The 24,507-nt window shown below is 65.3% G+C and carries 17 protein-coding genes; 9 read left to right on the forward strand and 8 right to left on the reverse strand.

The genetic code is table 11. The features are described 5' to 3' along the window. Positions 1-34 precede the first annotated feature (34 nt). From ACFO0G_RS13575 to ACFO0G_RS13605, 7 genes are all read right to left on the reverse strand, one after another. A complete protein-coding gene (locus ACFO0G_RS13575; RefSeq protein ID WP_376978220.1) occupies positions 35-1,045 on the reverse strand; it encodes an aminoglycoside phosphotransferase family protein in 1,011 nt (336 codons plus the stop codon). After that, a complete protein-coding gene (locus ACFO0G_RS13580) occupies positions 1,042-3,051 on the reverse strand; it encodes a hypothetical protein (RefSeq protein WP_376978222.1) in 2,010 nt (669 codons plus the stop codon). Before ACFO0G_RS13580 ends, ACFO0G_RS13575 begins: the two co-directional genes overlap by 4 nt. Positions 3,052-3,065: 14 nt before the next feature. Further along, the gene (locus tag ACFO0G_RS13585) at positions 3,066-3,896 is read right to left on the reverse strand and encodes a glycoside hydrolase family 16 protein (RefSeq protein ID WP_376978224.1); all 831 of its coding nucleotides are present in this window, start codon (positions 3,894-3,896) and stop codon (positions 3,066-3,068) included. Next, positions 3,877-6,090 (reverse strand): hypothetical protein, encoded by a 2,214-nt coding sequence (locus ACFO0G_RS13590; protein WP_376978226.1) that lies wholly within the window; start codon positions 6,088-6,090, stop codon positions 3,877-3,879. Before ACFO0G_RS13590 ends, ACFO0G_RS13585 begins: the two co-directional genes overlap by 20 nt. Before the next feature lie 91 nt (positions 6,091-6,181). Then, the gene (locus ACFO0G_RS13595; protein WP_376978228.1) at positions 6,182-7,480 is read right to left on the reverse strand and encodes a glycosyltransferase family 2 protein; all 1,299 of its coding nucleotides are present in this window, start codon (positions 7,478-7,480) and stop codon (positions 6,182-6,184) included. Beyond that, positions 7,477-8,481: a glycosyltransferase family 2 protein gene (locus ACFO0G_RS13600; RefSeq protein ID WP_376978230.1), complete on the reverse strand. Its 1,005-nt coding sequence runs from the start codon at positions 8,479-8,481 to the stop codon at positions 7,477-7,479. Before ACFO0G_RS13600 ends, ACFO0G_RS13595 begins: the two co-directional genes overlap by 4 nt. After that, a complete protein-coding gene (locus tag ACFO0G_RS13605; protein WP_350310821.1) occupies positions 8,474-9,373 on the reverse strand; it encodes a glycosyltransferase family 2 protein in 900 nt (299 codons plus the stop codon). Before ACFO0G_RS13605 ends, ACFO0G_RS13600 begins: the two co-directional genes overlap by 8 nt. Before the next feature lie 430 nt (positions 9,374-9,803). Here ACFO0G_RS13605 and ACFO0G_RS13610 point away from each other — a divergent pair, with 430 nt between their 5' ends. Then, the gene (locus tag ACFO0G_RS13610) at positions 9,804-12,047 is read left to right on the forward strand and encodes a PKD domain-containing protein (RefSeq protein ID WP_376978232.1); all 2,244 of its coding nucleotides are present in this window, start codon (positions 9,804-9,806) and stop codon (positions 12,045-12,047) included. A gap of 134 nt (positions 12,048-12,181) precedes the next feature. Here ACFO0G_RS13610 and ACFO0G_RS13615 read toward each other — a convergent pair whose 3' ends face one another. After that, complete coding sequence (locus ACFO0G_RS13615) at positions 12,182-13,192, reverse strand: metallophosphoesterase family protein (protein WP_376978234.1); 1,011 nt, start codon at positions 13,190-13,192, stop codon at positions 12,182-12,184. A gap of 293 nt (positions 13,193-13,485) precedes the next feature. Here ACFO0G_RS13615 and ACFO0G_RS13620 point away from each other — a divergent pair, with 293 nt between their 5' ends. The 8 genes from ACFO0G_RS13620 (at position 13,486) to ACFO0G_RS13655 (ending at position 24,501) form a co-directional block, all read left to right on the forward strand. Beyond that, positions 13,486-16,173, forward strand: a complete 2,688-nt coding sequence (locus ACFO0G_RS13620; RefSeq protein ID WP_376978236.1) for a helix-turn-helix transcriptional regulator — start codon at positions 13,486-13,488, stop codon at positions 16,171-16,173. A gap of 154 nt (positions 16,174-16,327) precedes the next feature. Next, the gene (locus ACFO0G_RS13625; protein ID WP_376978238.1) at positions 16,328-17,926 is read left to right on the forward strand and encodes a sugar transferase; all 1,599 of its coding nucleotides are present in this window, start codon (positions 16,328-16,330) and stop codon (positions 17,924-17,926) included. A gap of 28 nt (positions 17,927-17,954) precedes the next feature. Then, positions 17,955-19,079 (forward strand): Gfo/Idh/MocA family protein, encoded by a 1,125-nt coding sequence (locus ACFO0G_RS13630; RefSeq protein ID WP_286400558.1) that lies wholly within the window; start codon positions 17,955-17,957, stop codon positions 19,077-19,079. Then, positions 19,076-20,071: an NAD-dependent epimerase/dehydratase family protein gene (locus tag ACFO0G_RS13635; protein WP_286400560.1), complete on the forward strand. Its 996-nt coding sequence runs from the start codon at positions 19,076-19,078 to the stop codon at positions 20,069-20,071. Before ACFO0G_RS13630 ends, ACFO0G_RS13635 begins: the two co-directional genes overlap by 4 nt. Next, the gene (locus tag ACFO0G_RS13640) at positions 20,068-21,234 is read left to right on the forward strand and encodes a DegT/DnrJ/EryC1/StrS family aminotransferase (protein ID WP_286400561.1); all 1,167 of its coding nucleotides are present in this window, start codon (positions 20,068-20,070) and stop codon (positions 21,232-21,234) included. The genes ACFO0G_RS13635 and ACFO0G_RS13640 overlap by 4 nt, the downstream gene beginning before the upstream one ends. Next, entirely contained in the window at positions 21,231-21,890 is a 660-nt protein-coding gene (locus tag ACFO0G_RS13645; RefSeq protein ID WP_286400562.1) for an acetyltransferase, read from the forward strand. The genes ACFO0G_RS13640 and ACFO0G_RS13645 overlap by 4 nt, the downstream gene beginning before the upstream one ends. Further along, the gene (locus tag ACFO0G_RS13650) at positions 21,887-22,969 is read left to right on the forward strand and encodes a glycosyltransferase family 2 protein (RefSeq protein WP_286400564.1); all 1,083 of its coding nucleotides are present in this window, start codon (positions 21,887-21,889) and stop codon (positions 22,967-22,969) included. Before ACFO0G_RS13645 ends, ACFO0G_RS13650 begins: the two co-directional genes overlap by 4 nt. Beyond that, positions 22,966-24,501, forward strand: coding sequence for a lipopolysaccharide biosynthesis protein (locus ACFO0G_RS13655; protein WP_286400565.1), 1,536 nt, complete (start codon positions 22,966-22,968; stop codon positions 24,499-24,501). The genes ACFO0G_RS13650 and ACFO0G_RS13655 overlap by 4 nt, the downstream gene beginning before the upstream one ends. Positions 24,502-24,507 lie beyond the last annotated feature (6 nt).

Genomic DNA, 24,507 nt, shown 5'->3' on the forward strand with positions numbered 1-24,507 from the left:
ATTCGTGCCCCCTGGGCCGGGGAAGTTGTTGCCCTTAAACCGCTTCCACCACGTGGCGCCACAACCAGAAGTCCCTATCGGCCTGGAGGGTGGCCCGGACTTTCCCGTTCCCCTGTAAGGGATCCGCCTCCGCTTCCTGGGCCAGGCGGTCGGCGAGCGTAGCGGTGGACCGGGCCCAGGTGGCGATGACCAGCAGGGGAAGGAGCGACTGGTCAACTCCCCTCATGCCAAGGTGGCGGGACAGCGGGTCAAGCGCCCAGCCGCCCTGGCCGAACGCCTTGTCGAAGGCCGCCAGCTGGGCCTCCCTGGCGAACGCCTGTTCGCTGGACTCGCTCAGGTACTGGAGGTAGAAAACCAGGTCATGCCCGGGCACGCCGTCGGTGAGGGACCGTTCCCAGTCCATGACCTGCAGGGCGCCGCCGGGCTTGATGAGCAGGTTGGGGTGGCTCAGGTCGCCGTGTTCGATGACGGCGGGCAGCTGAGCCTGGCGCAGGGGCGCCAGGCGTTGGTGTGTATGTTCAACCAGTTCACGCGTTGGGGCATCCCCTGCAAGGTCCTCAAGCGCCGCCAGGGGCGCGGCTACGGCGCGCTGGTACCAGTCCGCGTTGTCCGTGGCAGCATGGGTGCACGGAAGCGAAGCGACAAATTCGCTCCCGGTGGCGACGGCGGACGGCAGGTCCGCGGCCACCGTCCGGGGATCGAGGGGCCTGCCGGTCAACGCCGTTTCGACGAGGACCGTAAAGGGTCCCGCGTCCCTGATCCCCACGAGGCGCGGAACTCCGCCACCCGAGCTGTCGACGGCGGCCGAGAGTTGATCAAGCATGGCGGCCTCACGGCGCACTCCGCTGTTGTCGCCGGGCTGGCGGGGGACTTTCACTACCAGGGCGGGTTCCCTTTCCCGGGAGGGAAACACCAGGGCCACCACGTGCCGGGAGGTGGCGAAGCGCGGGGTCAGCAGCAGCGTCTCCCAGCGCTTCCCCAGGCCGTACCGGTCAAGGGCGAACTCGTCGTAGTGGTCCCGCAGGAACTGGTCCACGAAGCTCATGGCTGCTCATTCCTTTCCGGCCGCCTCCCGGTGACGGTGCCCTCGGGGACCAGGAGGTCGAAGACGCGCAGCGCAAGGGCCATGCGTACCGCGGCTGCTTTCAGTGCCCCGAAACGCACGTCCTTTCGCAGGGCCAGGGTGTCCTTGATGGCCACGCCGGACTCCACCGGAACCAGCCTTGCGGTGCGCTCACGGTTGGGGGCATTCCAGTACAGGGCAACGTCCTGGTAGCCGTGGCGCTCCAGGGTCCGTTTCCAGCCCCTCAAGGTGCGGGGACCGGGGCGCTGCAGCAGGGACCGGCCGGCCTCCACACAGATCCAGCCACCCGGCTCCAGCGCCAATCCTGCGCTTTCCATATCGCCGGCGTCGGGCGAGGCCAGCAACACCACGTCACAGGTCCTGCCGCCGGGCCCGGTTCCCGGCGCGGGCAGCCGGACCGCGTCCGGGTCCAGCAACCGCAGCGCGGACTCTGTCTCAGGAGTCACCTTCCCGGCGAAGCCGAGGGTGCGGGGCTGCAGTACGGGAAGCAGGAACCGCCAGTCCAGGAGCCGCCAGAGATGCAGGGACAGAGCCTCAGCGGCGCCGGGTTCCGGGGCGGGACCGGCCTGGGAAGGAGGCCCGACGGCGGGAGCCGGCTGGGGAGGGCGATGCCGGGATCCCTTGCCGGCGGCAGGAGAGAACGAGTCCCAGATGATGCCGGTGGCCAGGCGCTGCACAGCCTCTGCCGGCTGCGCCGCATCCACCACCCTGCTGCCGCGGAGCCGCCCGGCCAGCATGAGGTAGTCGTTCCGCCACGATTCCAGGAGTTCGGGGCTGTGTTCACCCTTCCGCGCAAACATGACTGCGCCGGGCACATCCAGCACCAGGAGTACATCGGGGGCAGGGATCACGGCCATTGCCAGTGCATTGCTCAGGCTTGCCAGCGGTCCGCCCCCCGGTCCGGCGAGCAGGGCGTCATACGCCACCCTGTCCATCAGCACCACCTTGCCCATCCGGCGGTAAAACCTCGCCAGGACGCCGCCGCGCACAAGGCGGTAGACCTTCTTGGCCGTACGCCCTCCCGGAACCCGGTTGAGGACCTTATCCCAGGGGCCGGCCCCCCATAGTCCCATGTAGACGTATTTGGTAGGCAATGGCACATCCGCGTGCAGGCCGTTGAGAAGGGTTGTCTTGCCGGCCCCGTCCGGGGCCATGACGCCCAGCAAGGGGGTATGGCCCTGGATCCGGGCGCCGGACCGCCGCAGCGTCCGGTTGGCTGTGGCGATGAGCCTGGCGTAAGCGCCGCCGCTCCACGAAGCCCTCATCCGGGCAGCGATGGCGGGCGCATCGGCGAACCGTTCGGCCAGGACCAGGTTCAGCATGTCCGTTGCCAGCCCGGCACCCACCCGCCGCCGGACCGACTCCGCGATCCTGCCGCCGTCGGCCGCCACCCTGGCAGCCGAGCGGGCCAGCTCCTGCCGCTCCTGCGCCACGTCGCCCTTGTCCATGAACAGGTGCAGCAGCAGGAGCCAGGCCTGGTCCGCCGCATCCGGCAACCAGTAGGAGCCGTGGCGGATTCGGCGGCGCAGGCACCGCGCCGCCCACGACGTGTGCCACTGCTGGTAGGGGCCGAAGGCCAGCTCCGACACCACGTCCAGCTTGATCCAGGCATCTTCCTCCGGGGAGTAGCAGAAGTAGAACCTGTGGCTGCCATGGCCCCATGCCAGGACGCGGCAGAAGCCGGCGTCCGCCATCAAGCCGTCCAGGCGGGGCAGGAACTGCCGGGCCACCAGGATGTCCACATCCCCTTGCGGCTGGGCCAGGTCGTCCTCGCCCCGGAGCAGGAGCCAGGGCAGCCTGGCGTCCTCAAGGACGCGGAATACGGCCGCCACCCGGGGGTGGATTTGCCGGTTTCCGGCTACCGGCTGCCCTGCCGGGCGGCCGATGTCCCCCAGCTCTTCGGGAACAGGAAGGTCACTGGTGATATCCATGGTGAAATCCCCCAAGGTGTTCTGGGCCGCGGTCACGGCAATTGCTTCGATTACGGCGTGTAGGCATACTGCACCACCCAGTCCACCTGCACGTGCCCGGCCACCTCGGAGGCGGGAAAGGTGCTTGTGGCGTCATCAGCGGTCTCCGCCTGGAGTGTCCAGCGCATCGGGGTATGCGGCACGCCCTTCGGTTTGGTTGTCTGGTCCACCAGCTCGTCGTCCAGGAACCACTGGACCAGTCCCGGGCTCCATTCGATCGTGGCAACGTGCCACTGGCCGGGCTGGGACGACGAATACTTCTTATCTCCGGGATCAAACTGCATTCCCGTGGACGTGCGCGTCCCCTTGATGGCGGAGTTCCCGTAGAGGGATCCGTCGAGGGCTCCTTCTGGCCAGTCGATTTCCCCCTCATTCCAGTTGTCGCTGGCCGGCCACAGGAGGAAGGCGATCTTGTAGCCGGGGGTGGAGTCATAGCGGAACCTCACCGAATACCGCCCATACGTCTGGCCCGTATACCCGAACGGAATCACACTGGCCACGCGGGGCCTGCTGTTCGAGTAGTGAAGGTAGAAATCGAGGTAGCCATCGTGGACCGAAAGGACATCGTCCGGGGTGTACGTGCCGTAGCCCGAGGAATCGGAGAACCCCGAATACCCGCGCATGTCCGGCCCGTACACCTGCCCCACGGCGCCCAGCGGGGCCGGGACGTCAAAATCCTGGACCATGGTCTGCCGCCAGGAAGGAAGATCCCCCCTGGGCGCATTGGTGATCCGCGAGGAGTCGCCATGGAGGGCCAGCAAGGCGGCCCCGACGATGGACAACGACGTTACCGTGACGAGCGACACCTGGTACACCCGCCCGCTATTTTCCCCAGTCAGCACGGGTAACCTCGTAGATCCGCACAGACTTGTTCTCAAAGACCAGCTCGCTGCCCCTTGCGACGTCCAAGTCGTGCTCAAGGGGTACCAGGACATCCTTGGGGAACTGCCGGAGAACGCCTGTGGAGGTCCGCTGCTGCAGGTCCGATACCACTACGAAGACCCGGTCGGAGGGCCGCATCTTCGCCGCTGCCCTGGTCTTGTCGACGTAGGTGAGCATGTCATCCCCGGTGAATGGCTGGCCCGTGTTGTGCAGCTTTGAGGCCACCGAAACCAGCTGGCCGCTGCGGAGGTAGAAGGAATAGTGCGGCCCGACCAGGAGTGGCAAGTGGTAGTTCGTCTCCACCACCGCGTCGCCCTTTTGAACGTTCGAGTCCAGCCAGCGGCTTGCCGATACATCGGCTGCCGGCACCCGGACGTTGGCTTCGTTCTGGAAGTACACGGTGGTGAACATGATGGCCATGACGGAGATCGCGGACGCGGCACCCACCACTGCCTTCCTGCCCGGAAGCTTGCCGGACCAGAACAGCCAGGCTGCACCGATGGCAAGCCACGGAAGGGCAAACATGAAGACCCGGAGCCTGCCCTCTCCACCGTAGGACGTTCCGAACAGGCCGATGATCGGAGTTGCCGCAAACGTGCCCACGATCAAGGTGGTGCGGACGTTGCCGCGAAGGAAGTTGCGGATGAATCCGAGCCCCGCAAGCAGTGCGGTGAACAGGGACAAGGCCAGGGCTTCCCGTGCCAGCCACCGCCCGGAAAGGAGGGACGGGCCCGGTGTCCCGCTGGCGGCTTTGTAGCCGGCATTGGCAAAGATATCGAAGCTGTTGAGCAGGCCGTACTTGTCCTTCACGAACTCGGCGTTCGGAAGAAGGTAGAGCAAGGCCATCATCAGCAGCGCCGGCGCCACCCAGGCCGGTTTGAAGTAGCGCACCAGGAAGAGGGGAAGCAGCCCCAGGATGGCAAGGTAGGGCGTCAACTGGTGGCTCATGACGATCATCGCCTGCAGGACCAGGACCGCCACGATTGCCAGCGCCTGCTGCCGGCCGGTGTAGGTTTTGATTTCCTCCGGCTCCGGCGCAGACCTGGAAAACCGGTTGGCGAGCCTGTCCTCAAGCCTTCGAACCCACCCGGCCGGCGTGCCACGAAGGAACGTGAGGATCACCAGGCACATGGTCAGGTGCAGGGTGTAGGCAAACGCCTGTGGGGAGTAGTAGTTCTGGTTCAGCCAGTTGGAGAGCGCGAAAACCAACGCACTGGTCCAGTAAATCCGCGGATTCTTTGTCAGAGTCCTGGCAATCGCAAGCACCAGGGCCACGTTCATCAGGGCAAACACCGGCTCGGCCCAGCCGGCGTAGGACAGGGCGTCCTTGTAGCCGCTGGATTCTCCCAGGAACGCGCTGAACAGGAAGAATCCGGGCCAGCGGTTGTAGATGTCAATGTTTGGATCGAACTGGCCGGTGGTCTGGATCAGGTCCGTCACTGCTATGTGCTTGTACGTCCAGGGCAGCCGGGGGACGTCGGCCAGCAGGCCGGCGGAAGAGTAGAGGATGACCACCAGTCCGGTGATTGAAGCTCCGGCGAGCCACCCGGAGTGCGCGCCCGGCCGGGCAACGCTCCAGATGCACAGGGCGACTACGAGGGCCAGCGAAATGTACCAGGCGGCCGGGAAGGCTGTCAGGAGGCCATAGTCCCCCAAATGGTGGTTTGTGGACTCCAGTGTGGTTGCCCACAGCACCATGGCCGCCAGGAGGACCAGCCAGGGCGCATAAGTGGCAAGCTGCGGACGCGGCAGCCGGGCAGGTGCCTGCCAGGCATCGCGTGGCCCGGGGACCAGCAGGACGGTCACGGATACAAGCAGGATTCCGACGGCGGCGGGCCGGGGATTCCAGAGCTGGAGCCACCCCATGACGGCGGCAGTCAGGGCGAAAGCGGTTGCGCCGGCGACGACCGTGAAGACAAAGCGGGCAACGGGATCCACGTGGCGCAGCCACCGGACCAGCGCCCAGCCGGGGACGGCAAGGCATACCAGGAGTTTGGCTCCGGCCATGGATTCGCCACCGGCATCGAACAGGATCAGGACCGCCGTCAATGCACCCAGCAGGGCCAGGACGTACTCCGGATAGCCTGGCCTGCGCCGGCGGGAAGTGCGGGAGTGCATTGGGCCGGACACGTCACCCCTGATAAGAAGCGCCATACTGTTTCAACTCCTGGATGTTGCTCTTGCCGCCGGCGGAGCGGGTCTCCCCGCTCCGCCGCTGTGGACTGTGTTGTCTTAGCTGCTTGTCCTAGCTGCCCGCAGCCCTGCGCGACTGCAGATATTTGTAGGGCCCGAAGGCCACAGCCAGCAGCTGCAGCCAGACAAGCCTGGAGACCTGGGCCTCGAGGGAGCTGTGCACCGGGGAGCCCTGGAGGGCAGGCTGGATGGGCTGTGGGCGGCGGTTCAGGAACTCGAGCCCTACCCCCCAGCTCCTGGCAAGTGCCAGCCGTGCAGTACGGGGGTCCATCATCACCTTGGTCATCCACGCCCCGAGGCCATTGCCGTAGCCCCGGGCCTGCACGCGCAGGTCTTCCAGCCCGTCCCGGTGGCGGTGCCACACGATGGCGGCCGGCTGGACCACCAACGCGTGCCCCTCGAGGATGACCCGGGTGAACATGTCGATGTCCTCGCCGCCGCCCGTGGGAGTGCCTACCCCCAGGGCGGGATCAAAACCGCCGAGTCGGAGGGCGGCCTGTCGCCGCAGTGCGAAGTTGGCACCCGTCCCGAATGCTCCCGGACTGAAGGGGAATTTGGCCAGTGCAGCGGGCGGGTTTGCCAGCGAGTAGACCTGCGGAACCAGGCTCCGTGACCAGCTGACCTTCGAGTCAAAGTAGCCCTGGGCGGGAGTGCGGAGCTCTCCGGCCGGGACCAGCCCCGTCACGCAGGCCGCTCCCGGCACGGCTTCGAATGCCGCGGCGATTTCCCGCAGCCAGGACCTGTCCACCACCACGTCGTCATCGGTAAAGGCCACGAGGTCTCCCCTGGCGTGGCGCAGGCCGGTATTCCTGGCGTGGGAGAGGCCCGGAACGGGTTCCGTCACCAGCCGTACCCGCTGGTCCCGGAACTCCTGGCGGACCAGTTCCTCCGTGGCGCGCGTTGCCGGCGCGTTGTCCACCACCACCACGTCGAAGCGCGGGTAGTCCAGGGCCAGGATTGTCATCAAGGCCCCGCGCAGCTGCTGGGTACGGTCCCTGGTGCACACCACCACAGTGATGTGCGGGGCACTCACAACCGGCGGGAATGATGGGACTGGCGGCAGGGCCGCCAGGGCGTCCTCGAAGACAGCCCGATCCACGATTCCCGCCGGCGACGGCACATCGACGAATCCCCGCACAGCCCCCGACGCGCGCACCAGCAGCCGTGCCCGTTCGTATCCAGCATGGTTCTCCAGTTCAAAGCGCGAACAGTCCGCGAGGTCTTCCAGATCCACGGACCCGATCCACCGCGCCCCCGGCCAGGCCGGCGGCAACGGGGACTCCATGGCGGGCACCAGGATCAGTGCCTCGCCCCGGAGCTCCTCAAGCACTTGGCTGGCGCCTTCACTCATTGCACTTCCCTCCACTGCCCACCGGTTACAACCAGGACTTGGTCCTCTTCTTCCGGCCCGGTCCAATGCTGGAGCCGACGCCCGCGGAAGTACCCGGCAGCGGTGCACGCCAGGACGGCGATGACGGCACCGGCACGGCCCAGCCCGTCGGGGCTGCCATCCCGCCCCCACGATGTGAGGCCGGTGAACACTGCGCGAGGGAGCACGCTGCGGACATAACGGCGTTCCGGACCGAGTGCCCGTTTGTGGCCCACCAGCTGGCTGACCTGGGCTTTGGACAATCCCTCGGACCAGGACCTGGACATCATGTAGCGCCAGGTTCCGCGGGACGCGGGAACGTGATGGCGGACCAGTGCCGCCGGTTCGTAGACAATGCGCGAGCCCGGTGAGCCCATCCGGGAACGGATGCAGATCTCGGTCTCCTCGCATCCCAGCGGCAAAGTGCCCTTGCGGCCCAGCGACTGGTTGAAGCCGCCCACCTGCCGCAGCACCTCCAGCCGGAAGGACATGTTGGCGCCGATGACGTTGCGGACTTCCGACGCCACGCGGGGCAAGCCGCGGTGGCTGCATCCAACAATCCAGTCCAGCTCCTCAGCGAAGTACCCGGGGCGGCCGGACTCCCACAGCGGGACCACCTTTCCGCCCACCCCCAGCACGTCCGGATCGTCGTACAGCGCAACCAGTCGCTCAAGCCAATCCGGCGCCGCCTCGGCGTCGTCGTCAAGGAAGGCGACGATGTCCGACTCGGCGAGCCCAACGCCCGTATTGCGGGCCCCGGACAACCCCGGCAGGCCTGTGCTCTCAACTACCGTGACGTCGTCGACGATCTCGATGAGCCGCTCGTAGAGGTCCTCGTTGTGGTCGATGACCACCAGGATCTGGTCCGGGGCGAGGGTCTGGTTGCGGACCGACTCGATGACGTCCAGCAGCATGCCCCACCGCTCCGAGGTGTAGGCGCAGATCACCACTGACACGGACAGGGGTTTGGCACGGTCAAGCATGCTGGCCCACCGCCGCTGCAACAAGGGCTTCCTGCTTCACGGCCGGGGCGAGGACGCTGTGCGGATCCACGGGGAGCCTGGGGAAGCGGACGTTGGAGTAGGTGTACTTCACGCGACGGAGTGCTTCCGGTCGGGCACCTGCCGTGGGTGCCTCCCAAAGGGTGCATTCCCGGGCCAGTGTGTGCAGGACCCGCCAGCCGTCGCGGAACGTCTGGAGGTTGGACGCCCCCGAGATCCGGTCCAGCTCGAGGCTGGGGACCTCTGCGATCCGCAGGCCCGCCCTGGCCGCCCGGACAATGAGCTCGGTTTCGATCTCGAAACCGTCGGACTGCAGCTCCAGCACCTCCAGGCACTCCCGCCGGAAGGCGATGTACCCGTAGCAGAGGTCCGAGTAATTGCTGTGCAGCACAGCGTTCGCAAGGCCGGTCAGGGCCCTGTTGCCGGCCTTCCGCAGCCGGGTCAGGTCTTCGGACCCGCCACCGGTAACGTGCCGGGAGCCCTTCACGAAATCAAAATCATGCTGGAGCGGGGCGACGAACCACCCGATCTCCTGGGGGTCCATACTCCCGTCAGCGTCCAGCATCACGATGATGTCCCCTGTCGCGGCTGCAAAGCCGGCACGGAGGGCTACACCTTTCCCCTTCCGGGTTTCGTTAACCACCACCACGTCGGCGCGCAGTGCCTTGGCCACTTCAACAGTGTTGTCCTGCGAGCGGCCGTCCACGATGATCACCTCATCCACATAGGCGGGCATCCGGCGGAGAACCCAGGGGAGGTTTTTTTCCTCATTCAGCGTCGGAATGACCACGCTGATTGAGGCCTGTGGAGATAGAATTCCCGGCTCGGAAAACAGAGCTGGAAGTTGGGGCGAAATCGACAATTGCCTCACCACTTCATGACAGTTCGGATTCTTGACAATGCCGCCGGCCGTTATGGCGGCGGCACCAACGCTTAATCCGGTCATGGTCTGGTCGCTGTCCCCCAGCAACCCATCGCCAATCCTCTGGCCGTTCCGGAAGACTATCCGCTACCTAATGCGGGTATCACGAGTAGTAGGTACTCGCTTTTCACCTGGGGTTTACCCCCTGTTAGGCAAGTAAAGGGGTGGCTTACGGCGCAAATCGTTAGGTATAGGGGATCCTGCGGCCCCAAAAAGCGTTAGGTAGGGGATAGGGAAAAACCCCCTTTTAGGTATGGCAACGGCATTGCCCCAGTAGGAGTGCGGGCATACGCTTCTCGGTACTTGGGGGCGGAGAGCTCATCGTGACTGGGCCTATGGGCAGACGTTCCCCGACTGTTTCCCAAGCCCCAGGAGTTCCCTTATGAAGCTCAGACGCAGACATTTCTTTAGCCGGACGGGCCAGGCCCTCACCGTCGCACTGGTTCTTGCAGCCTCCATCCTCGGCCTACCCGGGCCGGCCGTGGCGGACACCGTTTACGGCACCCAAGGCATGGCCTACTCAGGGGTTTCCAACCCGCCAACGTCCGACAAGCCGCAAAGCAAGCTGTGGTGGAATGACGGGTCCTGGTGGGCGGACATGTGGAAGTCCGGAACCGGGTGGAGCATTTACCGGCTGGACCGGGCCTCAAAGACCTGGGTGGACACCGGGGTTGTGAACGACACCAGGGCCAGCACGCTGGCGGACACGATGTGGGACGGATCCCATCTCTACATCGCTTCCCATGTTGTGACCATCACCGGCGATGGCACCCCCAAGCCCTCACTTTCGAACTCACCGGCAAAGCTCTACCGGTACAGCTACGCCGGCGGCAAGTACACGCTGGACAGCGGCTTCCCCACCACCATCACCAACAATTCCAGTGAATCCATGACGATCGACAAGGACACCACGGGCCGGGTCTGGGCAACCTGGACGCAGGTGGGCGGGAATTCGACGTCGGGATACACCAACACGGTGTACATGAATGCCGCCGCCAACAGCGGCGCCTCCTGGGGGACACCTTTCGTCCTTCCGGTCAGCAACCCGAACCCTGCCCCGGACGACATCTCCGCCGTGGTCGCCTTCGGCAACGGACAGATCGGGGTGATGTGGAGCGACCATAAGGCGAACACCGTCTGGTGGGCCACCCACAAGGACTCAGATACCGCCAACGCGTCCTGGAAACTGCAGCCCGCACTGCGCGGTAACGGCCAGTCCGATGACCACCTGAACCTCAAGACCCTGCAGGCAGATACCACCGGCCGGGTCTTCGCGGCGGTCAAGACCAGCCTGAACGACATCTCAAGCGACAAGACCCTGCCGCAGGAGATCCTCCTGGTCTTCAAGCCGGGCACGGGAGCTTTCACGCAGTCCACGATCGCCAAGACCGGCGACTGCGTATCCCGCCCCCAGATCATCCTGGACACCCAGAACAACCTGGTGCGGGCGTTCCACACGGCTCCGCCGACCTCGGTTTCGGGCTGTGCCTACTCCGGCGTCGCGGGCAGCATCTATGAGAAGACCGCATCCATGGACAATCCTGTTTTCGGCTCCGGCCGCGGGACGCCCATCATGCAGGCGGCATCGTCGTCGAACATCAACGACGTAACCACCAGCAAGCAGAGCGTGAACAACGCCACCGGGCTGGTGGTCATGGCCAGCGACAACGTGGCCAAGCGCTATTGGTTCTCGGACCGCCCCCTGGGCAGCACCCCGCCGCCCGCGGGCCAGGCGCCGGTAGCTTCGTTTACCGCCAACCCGACGTCCGGTGCTGCGCCGCTGAACGTCACGTTCACGGACACGTCCACTAATACGCCTACGTCCTGGGCGTGGGACTTCGGCGACGGCGGCACGTCCACCGCGCAGAATCCAGCCCATTCATATGCGGCGGCGGGGACCTACACCGCCAAACTGACGGCCACCAACAGCGCAGGATCGTCCTCTGCAAGCACCACCATCACCGTGGGCACGGCACCGCCGCCCGCAACCGGCGGCATCACGGTTGTGAATTCCAGCACCGCAAACTCCGGGACCGCTGTGACCACGGCGTCGCTGCCGGTACCCGCGGGCACCGCAGCCGGCGACGTGCTGGTGGCCTCCATCACCACGGACCTGAATCCGAACCTGACGGCACCGGCCGGCTGGACAACCATGGTGAATGCGAAGTCCATCAACAGCACGTCAACCTCCGGGGCGCGGGCGTTTGCCTACTACAAGGTGGTAGGTGCCGGGGATCCGGCAACGTACAACTGGGCCCTCAGCACCGCTGCCAAGTGGGGCGGCGGCATCACCGCCTACCGCGGCGTCAACAACACCACGCCGCTGGACAGCTCCGTGGTTACCGCTGCTGACACCAGCTACTCAGCCACCAGCATCACGGTGGGCAGTATCACCACTGCCACCAACGGCGCGATGTTGATTGGCGGCGTGGCATGCGACTGCAGCGCCCCTGTAGTCACACCCCCGTCCGGATGGACCGAACGGTGGGAGGCTGCGGCCGGCCAGATCGCCGAGCAAGCGGACAAACCGCAGCCGACGGCGGGCGCCAGCGGAACAGCCACCTGGACCCTCAGTGCCGCCAGGGCCGTGGCCGCCTGGCGGGCAGCCCTCAAGCCGGCGGCCTAATGGAACTCATAACTGAATAGACAACTAAATAGACAACTGAATACAGGAGCGGCTCCGGCCCGCCACATACGGCGGACCGGAGCCGCTCCTATTGTGCAATTGGCGCGCAGAAGCTGGCTCAACCAGCCGGGCCATCAACGACCAATGGAAAACTGGTCCGTGAATGTGTACCCGGCCGCGGGCACAAAGCGGGCATCCAACCGGGCCTCGGTAATCGTCACATCCAGTGTCCCCAGCGCAGGATCCTTGTTTACCCCGGACCATGCAGCAAAATAACCTGCCTCAGGATCATCGGCCTGAACCTTGTGCCCTCCCAGCCCGCCGGTGCCGACACCCGCAAAGACCGTCCCCTTTCCCTGCGTCACCGGACCCTCGGCGTCGGAAATGCAGGACTTCTCGGTCCGGCCGGGAGTAATCCAGGCGCAAGCACCGCCCACCGCCAACTGGTGGCTGCGCTGGTATACGTGCTCGTGCGCCGTCAGCACAAGGTCAACATTCTTGCTGACCAGGAGGTTGGTGATCTCCTGGCCCGCGACGCAGCCATATTTGCCCAGGCTGAAGCAGGGCGCGTGCATGGCCACCACAGTCCAGCGGATGCCGGCGCCACGGGCACCATCAATGGCGTCCTCAGTCCATGTCCAGCGATCGCTCCCGCCGGAATAGTCCAGTTCCTTGCCGTCCTGGAACTCCAAACCGGGCGAAATCAGGATGATCCGGGCCAGCGGCCGGTCCTGCGGAATGTCCACGTACCACTGGACTCCATACTCGCCCTGGAGGCCGGGCAGCCTGTTGGGCAGGCACCGGGCAAAGTTGGCGATCAGGCCATCGTGGCCGTCACTTTCATGGTTGCCCGTGATGAGTTGAAAAGGGAAGTCCGGGCCGAGCTTCCGGGTCACCATCCGGCAAAATTCCTGCTCAGCGCCTGCCTTGTAGGAGAAGTCACCCAAGGCCACGTTGAAGTCCGGTTTAAGTCGGGCCACCACGTCCAGCACCTGCCGCGCCCCCGACCCCATGCCAAGATCACCGGAGGCAGTGAAGCGCACAGAGCGGTCATCCGGTTTCGGCTGCTCCTGGCAGGCGGAAAGGCCGGTACAGACCACGGCCGCAAGGGCTACGGCCCAAAGGCGGTTGCCGGCATTTCCCATTGGCCGTCCCAGCATCGAAGCGTCCCAAGCCGTGTGGACGACAGCATAACTGGCAGCGATAAGTACTGGCGAGGGACCTTTGGCCCCACTAACGGCAGCGATTTAAGGGGCTGCAATATTAAGCAGGCAAAGGGTCCAATCTTGATGAAATCCAGCGGTAACCATGTGGTGTGGCTGCTGGTTGCGGGGCTATATTCGCATGTACCGGCAGGATCCGCACTGGGGAGCGGATGTTGCGGCATGAAATCGGTTGTGCAGGAAGCGGTCTCCTTCTTCGACGAATTGGGGACGCGATGCCACTCATCGGCCGAAACAAAGAACTGGACCGCATACTGTCTGTTATCCGCGGTCCCAAAGACACCGCACTGGCGGTGATTGGCCGCAGGGGCACGGGTAAATCTGCGCTGTTGTCAGAAATTCCCACGCTTTCCGATTATCGGACGGTTTTCATGGCGGCCACTGCCGCCGAGTCGGAATGGCCGCTGTCCGGGCTCACCGCGCTCCTGAACGATATGGACGATCCTGTCCTGAACCGGATCGCCGATGAGCTGCTGCGGGACACGGCCGGGGCAATGAGCGTACCGGCTGTTTCCAGCATGCTGCTGAACGGGCTGCACCAGCGCTCGTCATCGCGCACCATCATCGTGATTGACGACGCCGACCAGATGGATCCCAGCAGCCAGGCAGTCATCGGATTCATGGCCAGGCGTTTGACCGGAACCGACATCGTCCTGGTTGTCGGGGTGCGGGAGGACTTCCCCGAAAGCCCTTTCAACGGCCTGTCGGCCCTGAGCCTGGGCCCTCTCAGCTACAGCAACACGGTGCGGATGCTGGAAAGTATCCCCGTCAAAAGGACCACGACGGCGGCTGCCCATGCCGTTGCCGCAGCAACGGGCGGCAACCCGCTCGCCGCCGTCGAGCTTTACGAGGGGCTGATGGAGCGGCACGCCGAGGGCAAGTACGCGCTTCCCGTCCCGCTGCCCTCCAAGGGCAGCTTTGACGCAGAGTATGCATCCGCGGTTGGCGCCCTGACTCCCGGCGCCCGCAGTGTCCTGGACCTGTTGGCGCTTTCCTACCGCAGCGACATTTCAACGATCGAGAATATCGACCGCGACGTATGGACGAGCGTGGATGAGCTGCTCGCTGCGGGCCTGGTGAAACGTTCCGGTCCGCACATGGGGATCGGCGACCAGCTGCTCCGGGGATATGTGTTCGCTGCCATGACGCCGGCGGTACGCACCGCCAACCACCGCGCCCTTGCGGAAGCAGCAACGGACACAGATCCCTATGCACGCAGGTGGCACCTGAGCTTCACAGCCCTGGAGCGGCAAACCCCGTTCCAGCTGCTCCGGCACGCCGTGGACCTGATCCGGGGCGGGGAAGTCCCGTTCGCCGTGGAGTACATCGAACGGGCACTCACCATCAACCCGTGGGAAGCGGAAACGGCGGCGCGCCTTACCAGCGTGGCGGAACTGCTTTTCAACCGGGGTGAGTTCGTATACGCGCGCCGCTACCTGGAATGGGCGCAGCGGACAACCCGGAATCCTGCACTGATCCTGCGGTTGACCGGGTTGTCATTCGAAATCCAGTTCGCCCAGGGGGCCGCCGTGCGTTCGAGCATGGTGCTGCGGCTGGTCAAGGAGTTCGGTCAGCACGATCCCGCATATTCCGCCAGCCTGCTGGCCATCGGCGCCCTTTACTACGCCGAGCGGTGGGAATTGCAGGAGGCCTCGGACCTCCTGCGCCAGGGCGGCGCGTTCCGCGGGTCCGCCTCCGCGCAGTGCCTTGGCATCGCCGACCGCGCCAAGCTGTTGATCGAATCGATCAGCGGCGACACGGCCAACCTTGGACGGAAGTATGAAGGGGCGGGCACTGCCAGGATCGCCGGTCTGCTGATGCACGGCCGTTCCCTCACCTACGCCGAGCACTACGAGAACGCCCATGAAGCCTTTGCGCTGCTTCAAGGTTCCGCCGAACCGGGCCACATCAACTGGCAGGAAACCGCAGCCTTCATGGCAGTGGATAATGAAATCCGGGCCGGCAACGTACGGTCGGCAATCAGGCTGATCGACGAACTCGAGCTTTCCGATCCTGAACTCAAGTACCACCGCGGAACGCGGCTCCTCTTCCGGGTGTGGCGGGCACACTCCCTGGGCGACGATGCCCAGGCCCGTGCCGTCGCAGCCGAAGCTCTCCGATACGCCGGCGCGGACAGCCACGCTGCCATCACCGCACAACTTGCCGCCTGCCAGGGGCTTTTTGCGCTGCTGCGCGGTGATTTGGCGGAGTCGGTGGCCCAGTTGTCCCGGGCCGCCGAGATCGGGATGCGGTTTGGCAACCCAACCCTCCTGCGCTGTGAGGCGGACCTGGTGGAGGTACTGATACGGCTGGGCCGGCACCACGAAGCCACGCAAGCACTCCTGCGCCTCGAGAGCCGCTCCGTGGGGCTGCGGTCGCCGTGGCTGATGATGGTGGTTGCCCGCAGCCGCGCCATGCTTGCCGACGGTGAACAGTCGCTGCAGCTTTTCAGCCAGGCCCTTGAAGGCAGGAACGGGCACACACTGGAACGGGCACGGACCCTGATGTGCTATGCGGAGCGGTTGCATGCTTTTGGCCGGCTGCGCGACGCGCGTGATGCGCTGCTGCGCGCCAAGGTGATGTTTGACGAGGCCGGGGCGGATGCCTGGACGCAGCACGTGGACGCCCTCCTCCTGGACGAACGCATGGAGCCTGTGCGTCCCCAGGGCAATCCGGCCATGCTCTTGCTCGCCGACCACGAACGGGCGCTTGCCAAAATGGTGGCGCGCGGCATGCGGAACAAGGAAATTGCGGCCACCTTGTATGTCTCTGTGCGGACTGTCGAAGTGCGCCTCACCGCCATCTACCGCAAGCTCGGTGTTGAGTCCCGTGCGCAGCTGACAGCCCTGGCCGCAGGCAAGGGCACGACGGCCGCCGAGCCGTACGTCCTGCCCGTTCTATAGGCCAAAAGTCCTGCAATCTGCAGGTCCCCGCAGTTTCCACATCCTTCCTCCAAGGCACCCACAAAGGGCCTTCCCCATCCCCGTCAAACCCGCCGAACCGAGGCTAGTTTTGCTTCACGGCCAAGGACAGGCGGCTATGCCGGAAAGGGGCACCATGGCTGACATACCTCTCGCTAAAGCACGGCCCGCTGCATTCGACTGGCCTGTGGCTCCCGTTGCCGTACAGCGGAAACAGGCAACCCAGGCGGTGGCAGCGGAGGCTGCTGCAGGAACCAGGTTCCCGCTGTTGCCCGCTGCCCGGACCGCCACTGCATCAAAAGCCCGGAACCGAAAGGCATCGGCTGCGTGGATCTCCCGGCATGTGAATCTCTTGAGGGGCGCTGACGCCGGAATGGTGGCGGCTGCCGTGTACGCCGGCTTCCTTCTCTCCGAGGACGGATTCTCCCCGGTTGGCCCCAGGGATGGCGGAGCGGCAGTTGCCTCCGCAGCCCTGGCAGTCAGTTGGATGGCGGCACTGGAGGCCTACCGCACCAGGGACCTCAAGGTGCTGGGCGTCGGCGCCGACGAATACAAGCGGGTGGCCTCGGCTACCCTGCGGATCTTCGGCCTGATGGCCCTGGCCGCAGTGGTCTTCTCTATCCACGGCGCCACCGCCTTCGTCACCGTTTCCCTGCCGCTGGGCCTGGTGGCCCTGAGCGGGAACCGCTGGGCGTTCCGGCGCCGGCTGGCTGCTGAAAAGCTCAAAGGCCGGCACCTTTCGCGGGCTGTGGTGGTGGGCGAGCCGGAGGACGTCCGCTATGTGGTGCAGCAGGTGGGCCGGAAGTCCGGTGCGGTATACGAGATCCTCGGTGCCTGCCTCCCCGGGGCCCGGCGCGGAGCCGGCCTTCGGGTGGATGGACGCACGGTGCCGGTGCTTTCGTCCACGGACGCCATCGCCCGGACTGTCCGGCTGGTTGATGCCGATTCCGTCATAGTGGCCGGGCCCCTTCCGGGCGGGAACAAGTTCATCCGGGAGCTGGGATGGAAACTCGAGGAGTCCTCCACCGAACTGATCCTGGCTGCCACCTTGACCAATGTGGCAGGCCCGCGGATCCACTGGCGCCCAGTGGAGGGACTGCCCCTGATGCACGTTGACATCCCGCAGTACGGCGGCGCCAAGCACGCCTTGAAGCGGGTCATGGATGTCACTGCTGCGCTGGCCGCACTCCTGGTGCTCTCCCCGGTGCTCCTGGTGCTTGCCGTGACCGTCCGGCTGGACAGCCCCGGTCCCGTCTTCTTCCGGCAGGACAGGATCGGCAAGGACGGCCAGGTGTTCGGGATGTTCAAGTTCCGGTCCATGGTGGTCGACGCCGAAGAGCGGTTGGCCGCCCTGAACCAGCAGAACGAGGGGGCCGGGGTGCTCTTCAAGATGAAGGACGACCCCCGGGTGACGCGCTGCGGACGGTGGATGCGCAAATACTCCCTGGACGAACTTCCCCAGCTCTGGAACGTGGTGCTGGGCGATATGAGCATGGTGGGGCCGCGGCCGCCGCTGGACCGTGAGGTCAGCGGCTACGAGCGCCACACGCACCGCCGGCTCCTGATCAAGCCGGGCATCACAGGCCTTTGGCAGATCAACGGACGCTCCGACCTTCCCTGGGAGGAAGCAGTCCGTCTTGACCTCTACTACGTCGAAAACTGGTCCCTTGCCGGGGACCTCCTGATTCTTTGGCGAACGTTCCGGGCTGTGGTCCGGCCGTCGGGCGCCTACTAGCAAATTCACGAAAATGGGAAGAAAAAACATGAGGGCATTCACGCATCAAAACCAGCCCCCCAGGCAGCCGCAGCCTGCGCGCAAACTCCGCATCGCCGTCGTTGGTGCCGGCTATTGGGGACCGAACTTGGCGCGCAACCTCCAGGCAAGCCCGGACTGGGACCTGGTGGCCATTTGCGACCTGGACCTTGAGAGGGCGCGGAAGCTGGCGGCGACTCTGGGTGAGATCCCATGCGTGGAGTCCCTGGATGAGCTGCTGGACTTTTGCGACGTAGACGCCGTTGCCATAGCGACGCCGGCCCGCACCCACCACGGAACGGTCATGACGGCACTGCGCGCCGGTAAACACGTCCTGGTGGAGAAGCCGCTCGCGGACAGCCGGGAGCATGGGCTGGAGATGGTGGCCGAGGCGCAGGCGAACGGGCTGGTGCTGATGGCGGACCACACCTACTGTTACACCCCCGCTGTCTTGAAGATGCAGGAACTGGTGCAGTCAGGATCGCTCGGCGAAATCCTGTTCGTGGATTCCACGCGAATCAATTTGGGACTCGTCCAGCCTGATGTTGATGTGTTCTGGGACCTGGCGCCGCATGACCTCGCCATCCTGGATTTCGTCCTGCCGGGTGGCTTGAACCCCACGGACGTGTCCGCGTTCGGCGCGGATCCGCTGGGAACCGGGCGGGACTGCGTGGGGCACCTGAACTTCCGGCTTCCCAACGACGCCACCGCCCACGTGCACGTGAACTGGCTGAGCCCCACCAAGATCCGGCAGATGGTGATTGGCGGGTCCCTGCGGACCCTGGTGTGGGACGACCTGAACCCCCAGCAGCGGCTGAGCGTCTATGACCGGGGCGTCAGCCTGGACCGGCAACCGAAATCAGCCGGCGAGAAGGCTTCCACCGCTGTTTCCTACCGCCTGGGAGATACGTGGTCCCCTGCGCTGCCGGAGCGCGAGGCCCTCAGCCAGGTGGTGCAGGAACTGGCCTCGTGCATCCGCACTGGCCAGGAAGCCCGCACCGGTGGCGCCTCCGGGCTCCGGGTGCTGTCTGTCCTGGAAGCGGTCACCCGCAGCTTGGGCATGGACGGGCAGCCGGCTCCGGTGGCCGGGTCCGAGCTGGCCAGTGCCGGACCCGACCTGGAGGGGGCGCTGTGAGCGCGTTGGAGGGGGCCACCGTCCTGGTCACCGGCGGGGCCGGCACCATCGGATCCACCCTCGTGGACGCCCTGCTCGACGCCGGTGTGGCCCGGATCGACGTCCTGGACAACCTGGTCCGCGGCCGCCTCGGCAACCTTTCCGGGGCCCTGGCAACCGGGCAGGTGGACCTGGTGCGCGGCACCATCCAGGACCGGGACCTGGTTCATGATCTCACCAAGGGGAAGGACCTGGTGTTCCACCAGGCAGCCATCCGCATCACCCAGTGTGCGGAGGAGCCGCGCCTGGCCCTTGAGGTGCTGGTGGACGGAACCTATAACGTTCTGGAGGCTGCCGCGGAGCACAAGGTGGGCAAGCTGGTGGCAGCCTCCAGTGCCTCCGTGTACGGGATGGCCGAGGAGTTTCCCACCCCCGAACGGCACCACCACGCCAACAATGACACTTTTTACGGCGCCGCCAAGTCCTTCAACGAGGGCATGGCGCGCAGCTTCCGCGCCATGAGCGGGCTGGACTACGTGATGCTGCGCTACTTCAACGTCTACGGGCCCCGGATGGACGTCCACGGCCTGTACACCGAGGTCCTGGTGCGGTGGATGGAGCGGATTATGGACGGGCGGCCGCCGCTGATCTTCGGCGACGGCCTGCAGACCATGGACTTTGTGCATACCGCGGACGTTGCCCGCGCCAATGTGCTGGCGGCGGCAAGCAGCATCACCGAGGGGGTCTACAACGTGGCCAGCGGTACGGAAACCAGCCTGCTGGAGATGGCCCAGGCGCTGCTGCGGGTCATGGGTTCCGGGCTTGAGGTGGAACACGGGCCCGCGCGGCAGGTGAACGGTGTAGTGCGGCGGCTGGCGGATACGTCCGCCGCCGCACGTGATCTCGGTTTTAAGGCCGAGGTGGAACTCGAAGAAGGACTGAGGCAACTGGTCAGCTGGTGGATGCCGCTGCGCGACGAGATTGCCGCTGCACGGAAGGTTGGTGCGCCATGACTGCGGAAACATTCCTGACCCGGATCAACGTCATGAAGCCATGGCTTGGGGAAGAGGAAGCCCGGGCCCTGGCCGAGGTGGTGGCCTCCGGATGGGTGGCGCAGGGTCCCAAGGTGAAGGAGTTTGAGGCGCGCTTTGCCGAAGCCCAGGATGCGCGGCACGGTGTGGCCACTTCCAGCTGCACCACGGCGCTGCACCTGGCGCTGGTGGTGGCCGGAATCGGGCCGGGGGACGACGTCGTCGTGCCTTCCCTGTCCTTCATTGCCACCGCCAACGCCGTGACGTACGTCGGCGCCCGGCCGGTGTTCTGCGACGTGGACCCGGCCACCGGGAATGTGACCGCGGAAACCATCCACGCCGCACTCACTTTGGACACCCGGGCCGTGATCGTGGTGGACCAGGGCGGGGTGCCGCTGGACATGGACCCCATCCGCGAGCTGTGCGACCGCCACGAGATCACCGTGATCGAGGACGCGGCGTGCGCCGTGGGCTCCACGTACAAAGGCCGGCCGGTGGGTGTGGGCGCGGACGTTGCGGTGTGGTCGTTCCATCCGCGCAAGATCCTCACCACCGGCGAGGGCGGCATGCTCACCACCAACCGGGCCGACTGGGCTGCCAGGGCCAGGACGCTGCGGGAGCATTCCATGAGCATGTCCGCCGCAGACCGGCATGGCTCGCTGCTCGCGCCGCCGGAGGCCTACCTGGAGGTGGGTTTCAACTACCGCATGACTGACCTGCAGGCCGCCGTCGGAATCGTCCAGCTTGGCCGGCTGCCCGAAGTCCTGGCGCGGCGCCGGGAGATTGCGGCACGGTACGTGGCCGGCCTCACCCGGGTGCCGGGCCTGCGGCTGGTGTCGGACCCGCCGTACGGCACCACCAACTTCCAGTCGTTCTGGGTGGAGGTGCTGCCCAGATTTGGAACAACGCGGGACGGGCTGATGGAGAAGCTGGCCGAAGCGGGCATTTCGGCCCGGCGGGGCATCATGGCAGCGCACAGGCAACCCGCCTACCGATGGCGGGACTCCGGCGGCTCGCTGCTGCAGCACACGGAACGGCTTAATGACAGGACGCTGATCCTGCCGGTGTACCACGAACTGGACGACGACGGGCTGGGCAGGATCATCAGCACCATTCGGGCTGCGGCACCAGGAACGCGCACATGAGTGAGCTGATCCTCATAGCGGCCAGTGGCCTGGCCCGCGAGGTCCTGGCGATGGTGCGCAGCAGCGGGCAGTACGACGTCGTGGGCTTGCTTGATGACGACAAGGAAATGGCGGGGGTCAGCGTGGACGGCGCCCCCGTGTTGGGGACCATTGACGACGCTGCCAGGTACACGAACGCGTTCGTGCTGGTGTGCATCGGCTCGGGCCGGGCGCGGGAATCCGTGGTGGAACGCCTGACGGCGCTGGGCCTCACCGAAGCCCGCTACGCCACCGCTATCGACCCTTCGGTCCAGTACCCGGAAGGGTGCCGGGTGGGCCGGGGCAGCATCCTGCTCCGCAATGTCACGCTCACCGCGTCCGTCACGCTGGGCGCGCACGTGGTTGCCATGCCGTCCGTGACGTTCACCCACGACGACGACGTGGCGGACTTTGCGACGTTCGCTGCGGGAGTGTCGCTGGGCGGCGGAGTCCGGATTGGCCGGGCAGCCTACCTGGGCATGAACGCCAGTGTCCGCGAACGGACGTCCGTGGGCGCCTACGCGACGGTGGGTATGGGGGCAGCGGTCCTGAGCAACGTCCCCGACGGCGAGACCTGGGTTGGCGTGCCCGCACACGAAATCGACGGGGACGGCTTCCGGATTGGGGGGATGTCATGAGGGTTTCATGGCCTCGGGAAGCCAATGATGCAGCAACTGTCACCGTCGTCGTTCCCTGTTACAACTACGGCCACTATCTCCCGCAGGTGGTGCATAGCGTACTGACGCAGAAACGCGTTGCTCCAAGGGTCATCATTGTCGACGACGCCTCACCTGATGGGTCCGTGGAGGTGGCAAATGCCCTCGCCGACGACGACTCCAGAATCAGTGTGGTTTCCCACGCAAAGAACATGGGCCACATCGCCACCTACAACGATGGCCTCGCGAGGGTGGAGACCGAATTCGTTACGCTCGTGTCAGCAGACGACATCGTCGCTACTGGAGCCCTGTCCAGGGCTACCGACCTGATGAGGGCCTATCCCCGCGTGGGCCTGGTTTATGGCTTGCCAACCGAATTCCGTGGCGACCCCAAACCTTCCTGGGAAGAAGATGGCGCACGGCGCAGCAACTGGACCATCTGGCGAGGCAAAGAATGGCTCCTATGGTCCTGCCTGCGGGGACGGAATTTCATTTTTTCGCCGGAAGTGGTGATGCGTACCTCCGCCATGCGGCAAGTGGGCCCCTACAACAAGGATCTCCCCCACTCAGCGGATTTCGAGTATTGGCTTCGGACCGCAGCCGATTGGGACATCGGCAGAATCAACGGTCCATCCCAGGCGTACTACCGGGTTCATGGGAAGAACATGCACATCACCACCTACAGCACCCTTCAAATCGACTTGGAGCACAGGCTTGCCGCATTCCGGGTGCTGGCCACCGCGGAGGTCACCCGTCGACTGCCCAATGGAGACCGCTTCCTTGAACTCGCCATGCGGGGAATCTGCCGGGAAGCTCTCCTTCTGGCTGAGCGGAACCTGGACAGCGGGGGACCAACCGGCACTTCCCTCGAGTTCCTTGAAGTGGCCGTTGCCGCCTACCCTGCCGCAGCCGAGACCCTACGCGGCCGCACCCTCAGCTACCGACTCCGGCGGGCCTTGGCCGGAGCAGCGCCCACAGGCTTCCAGAACTTCACGGAAAGCTACCGGCACCAACTAAACCGCGCACGTTGGGTTGCCTGGCGCAAAGTAGGCATCTCATGAGCACGGAGCAGGCGAAAGCGGGTCCGGTCCAAGCGGTCAAGGCGGGATTGAAGGGAGGGCTTGCCTGGGGCGCTGCTGGAGTAGTGGCCGGCAGGGCACTGCAGTTCCTCACGATGCTTGTCCTGGCCCGGATATTGGCCCCTGAGCACTTTGGCGCCCTGGCTGTCGCGCAGGTTATCCAAACCATTGCGATCAATGTGACGGAACTGGGTGCCACCGCAGCGCTGGCACGCGCTGATCGCGATCCACGTGAGATTGCACCCACAATCCTGACATTGGGAGTGGCAACGAGTGCGGTGATCACGGGAGCGGTCATCTTCTTTGCGCCAACCTTGGCCGCGGTCCTTGGTGATCCCGGCGCTTCCGGAGTCATTCAAATCCTCTCCATCACCATTCTCCTGTCAGGGTGCTCGGGCGTGCCAGCGGCCATGGTCTGGCGCGAGTACCTCCAGCGGCCACGTGCGTTCGTGGAAATTGCGGGAGCTGTATTGACTCTTGCGGTGGCGATCCCGATGGCAAAGAACGGCTTGGGGGCCTACGCCCTTGTTTGGTCACGTGTAGCCGGGCAATTACTGACCACGGCCGGATATTGGGTTATTACCCCAGTCCGGTTCCGTCCCGGCTTTGATCGGCTTGCCGCAGGTTATGTCCTCCGCCTCGGGATGCCTTTGGCGCTGGCAAATCTCGTTGTCTTCGCCACCTTGAATTTGGACTACGTCATCGTGGGCCGGCAATTGGGTCCTGCCCAGCTGGGTGTCTATCTTCTGGCATTCAGCCTTGCCAACCTGCCGAGCAGCTTGATTACCGCAATGATCCGAACGGTCGCATTACCTACTTTCGGCCGCCTGCATAAAGCGGGGCTCCTCGATCGGGCGGCACCGGATGTCCTGGGGTTGACCGCATACCTGGCCATGCCGATATCCGCCTTGCTGGTGGGACTGGCAGGTCCGCTCGTCGAGGTGTTCTACGGCAGCACCTGGCAAGGCGCTCCAGCTGCCATGGTCGGGCTGGGCATATTTGGAGCGGGGAGGATCGTATCGGAAATCCTTGCCGATTTATGCGTAGGAGGCGGCCGCACAACCGGCCTGTTCTGGGTGCAAATGCTTTGGCTGGCCTGCCTCTTCCCAGCCCTTCTGGTGGGTGTCACCTATACGGGCGTGAGCGGTGCAGGTGCAGCCCACGCCATAGTGATTTGGATAGCAGTCCTCCCTGTCTACTTCTTCCTCGTAGGCCGGATTGTCAAAGTGTCGGTCAAGCGAATGCTTGCGCCATCCGTCACTCCGCTTTTTGCGGCCATAGGGACGGGTGCCATCGGTTGTCTCGCCGCTCAGTGGATCACCCCGCCGTTCCTCGCTCTTGCCTCGGGTTGCCTCGCTGGCACTGTGTTGTACCTGGCGCTGACCCTCCGCGCCGCCAAGCGAACGTACCTGCGATTGAAGCAGTTGAGCGACGCAGGCGCGGAAAAGGGTGAAAGGGCCGAAATCGATCCGGCCACCCCACCCGTGACGACAACAACCTCCCAGACAACCTAAAGGAGC

Source organism: Arthrobacter sedimenti, assembly GCF_042652025.1.
Taxonomy (GTDB): Bacteria; Actinomycetota; Actinomycetes; order Actinomycetales; family Micrococcaceae; genus Arthrobacter; species Arthrobacter sedimenti.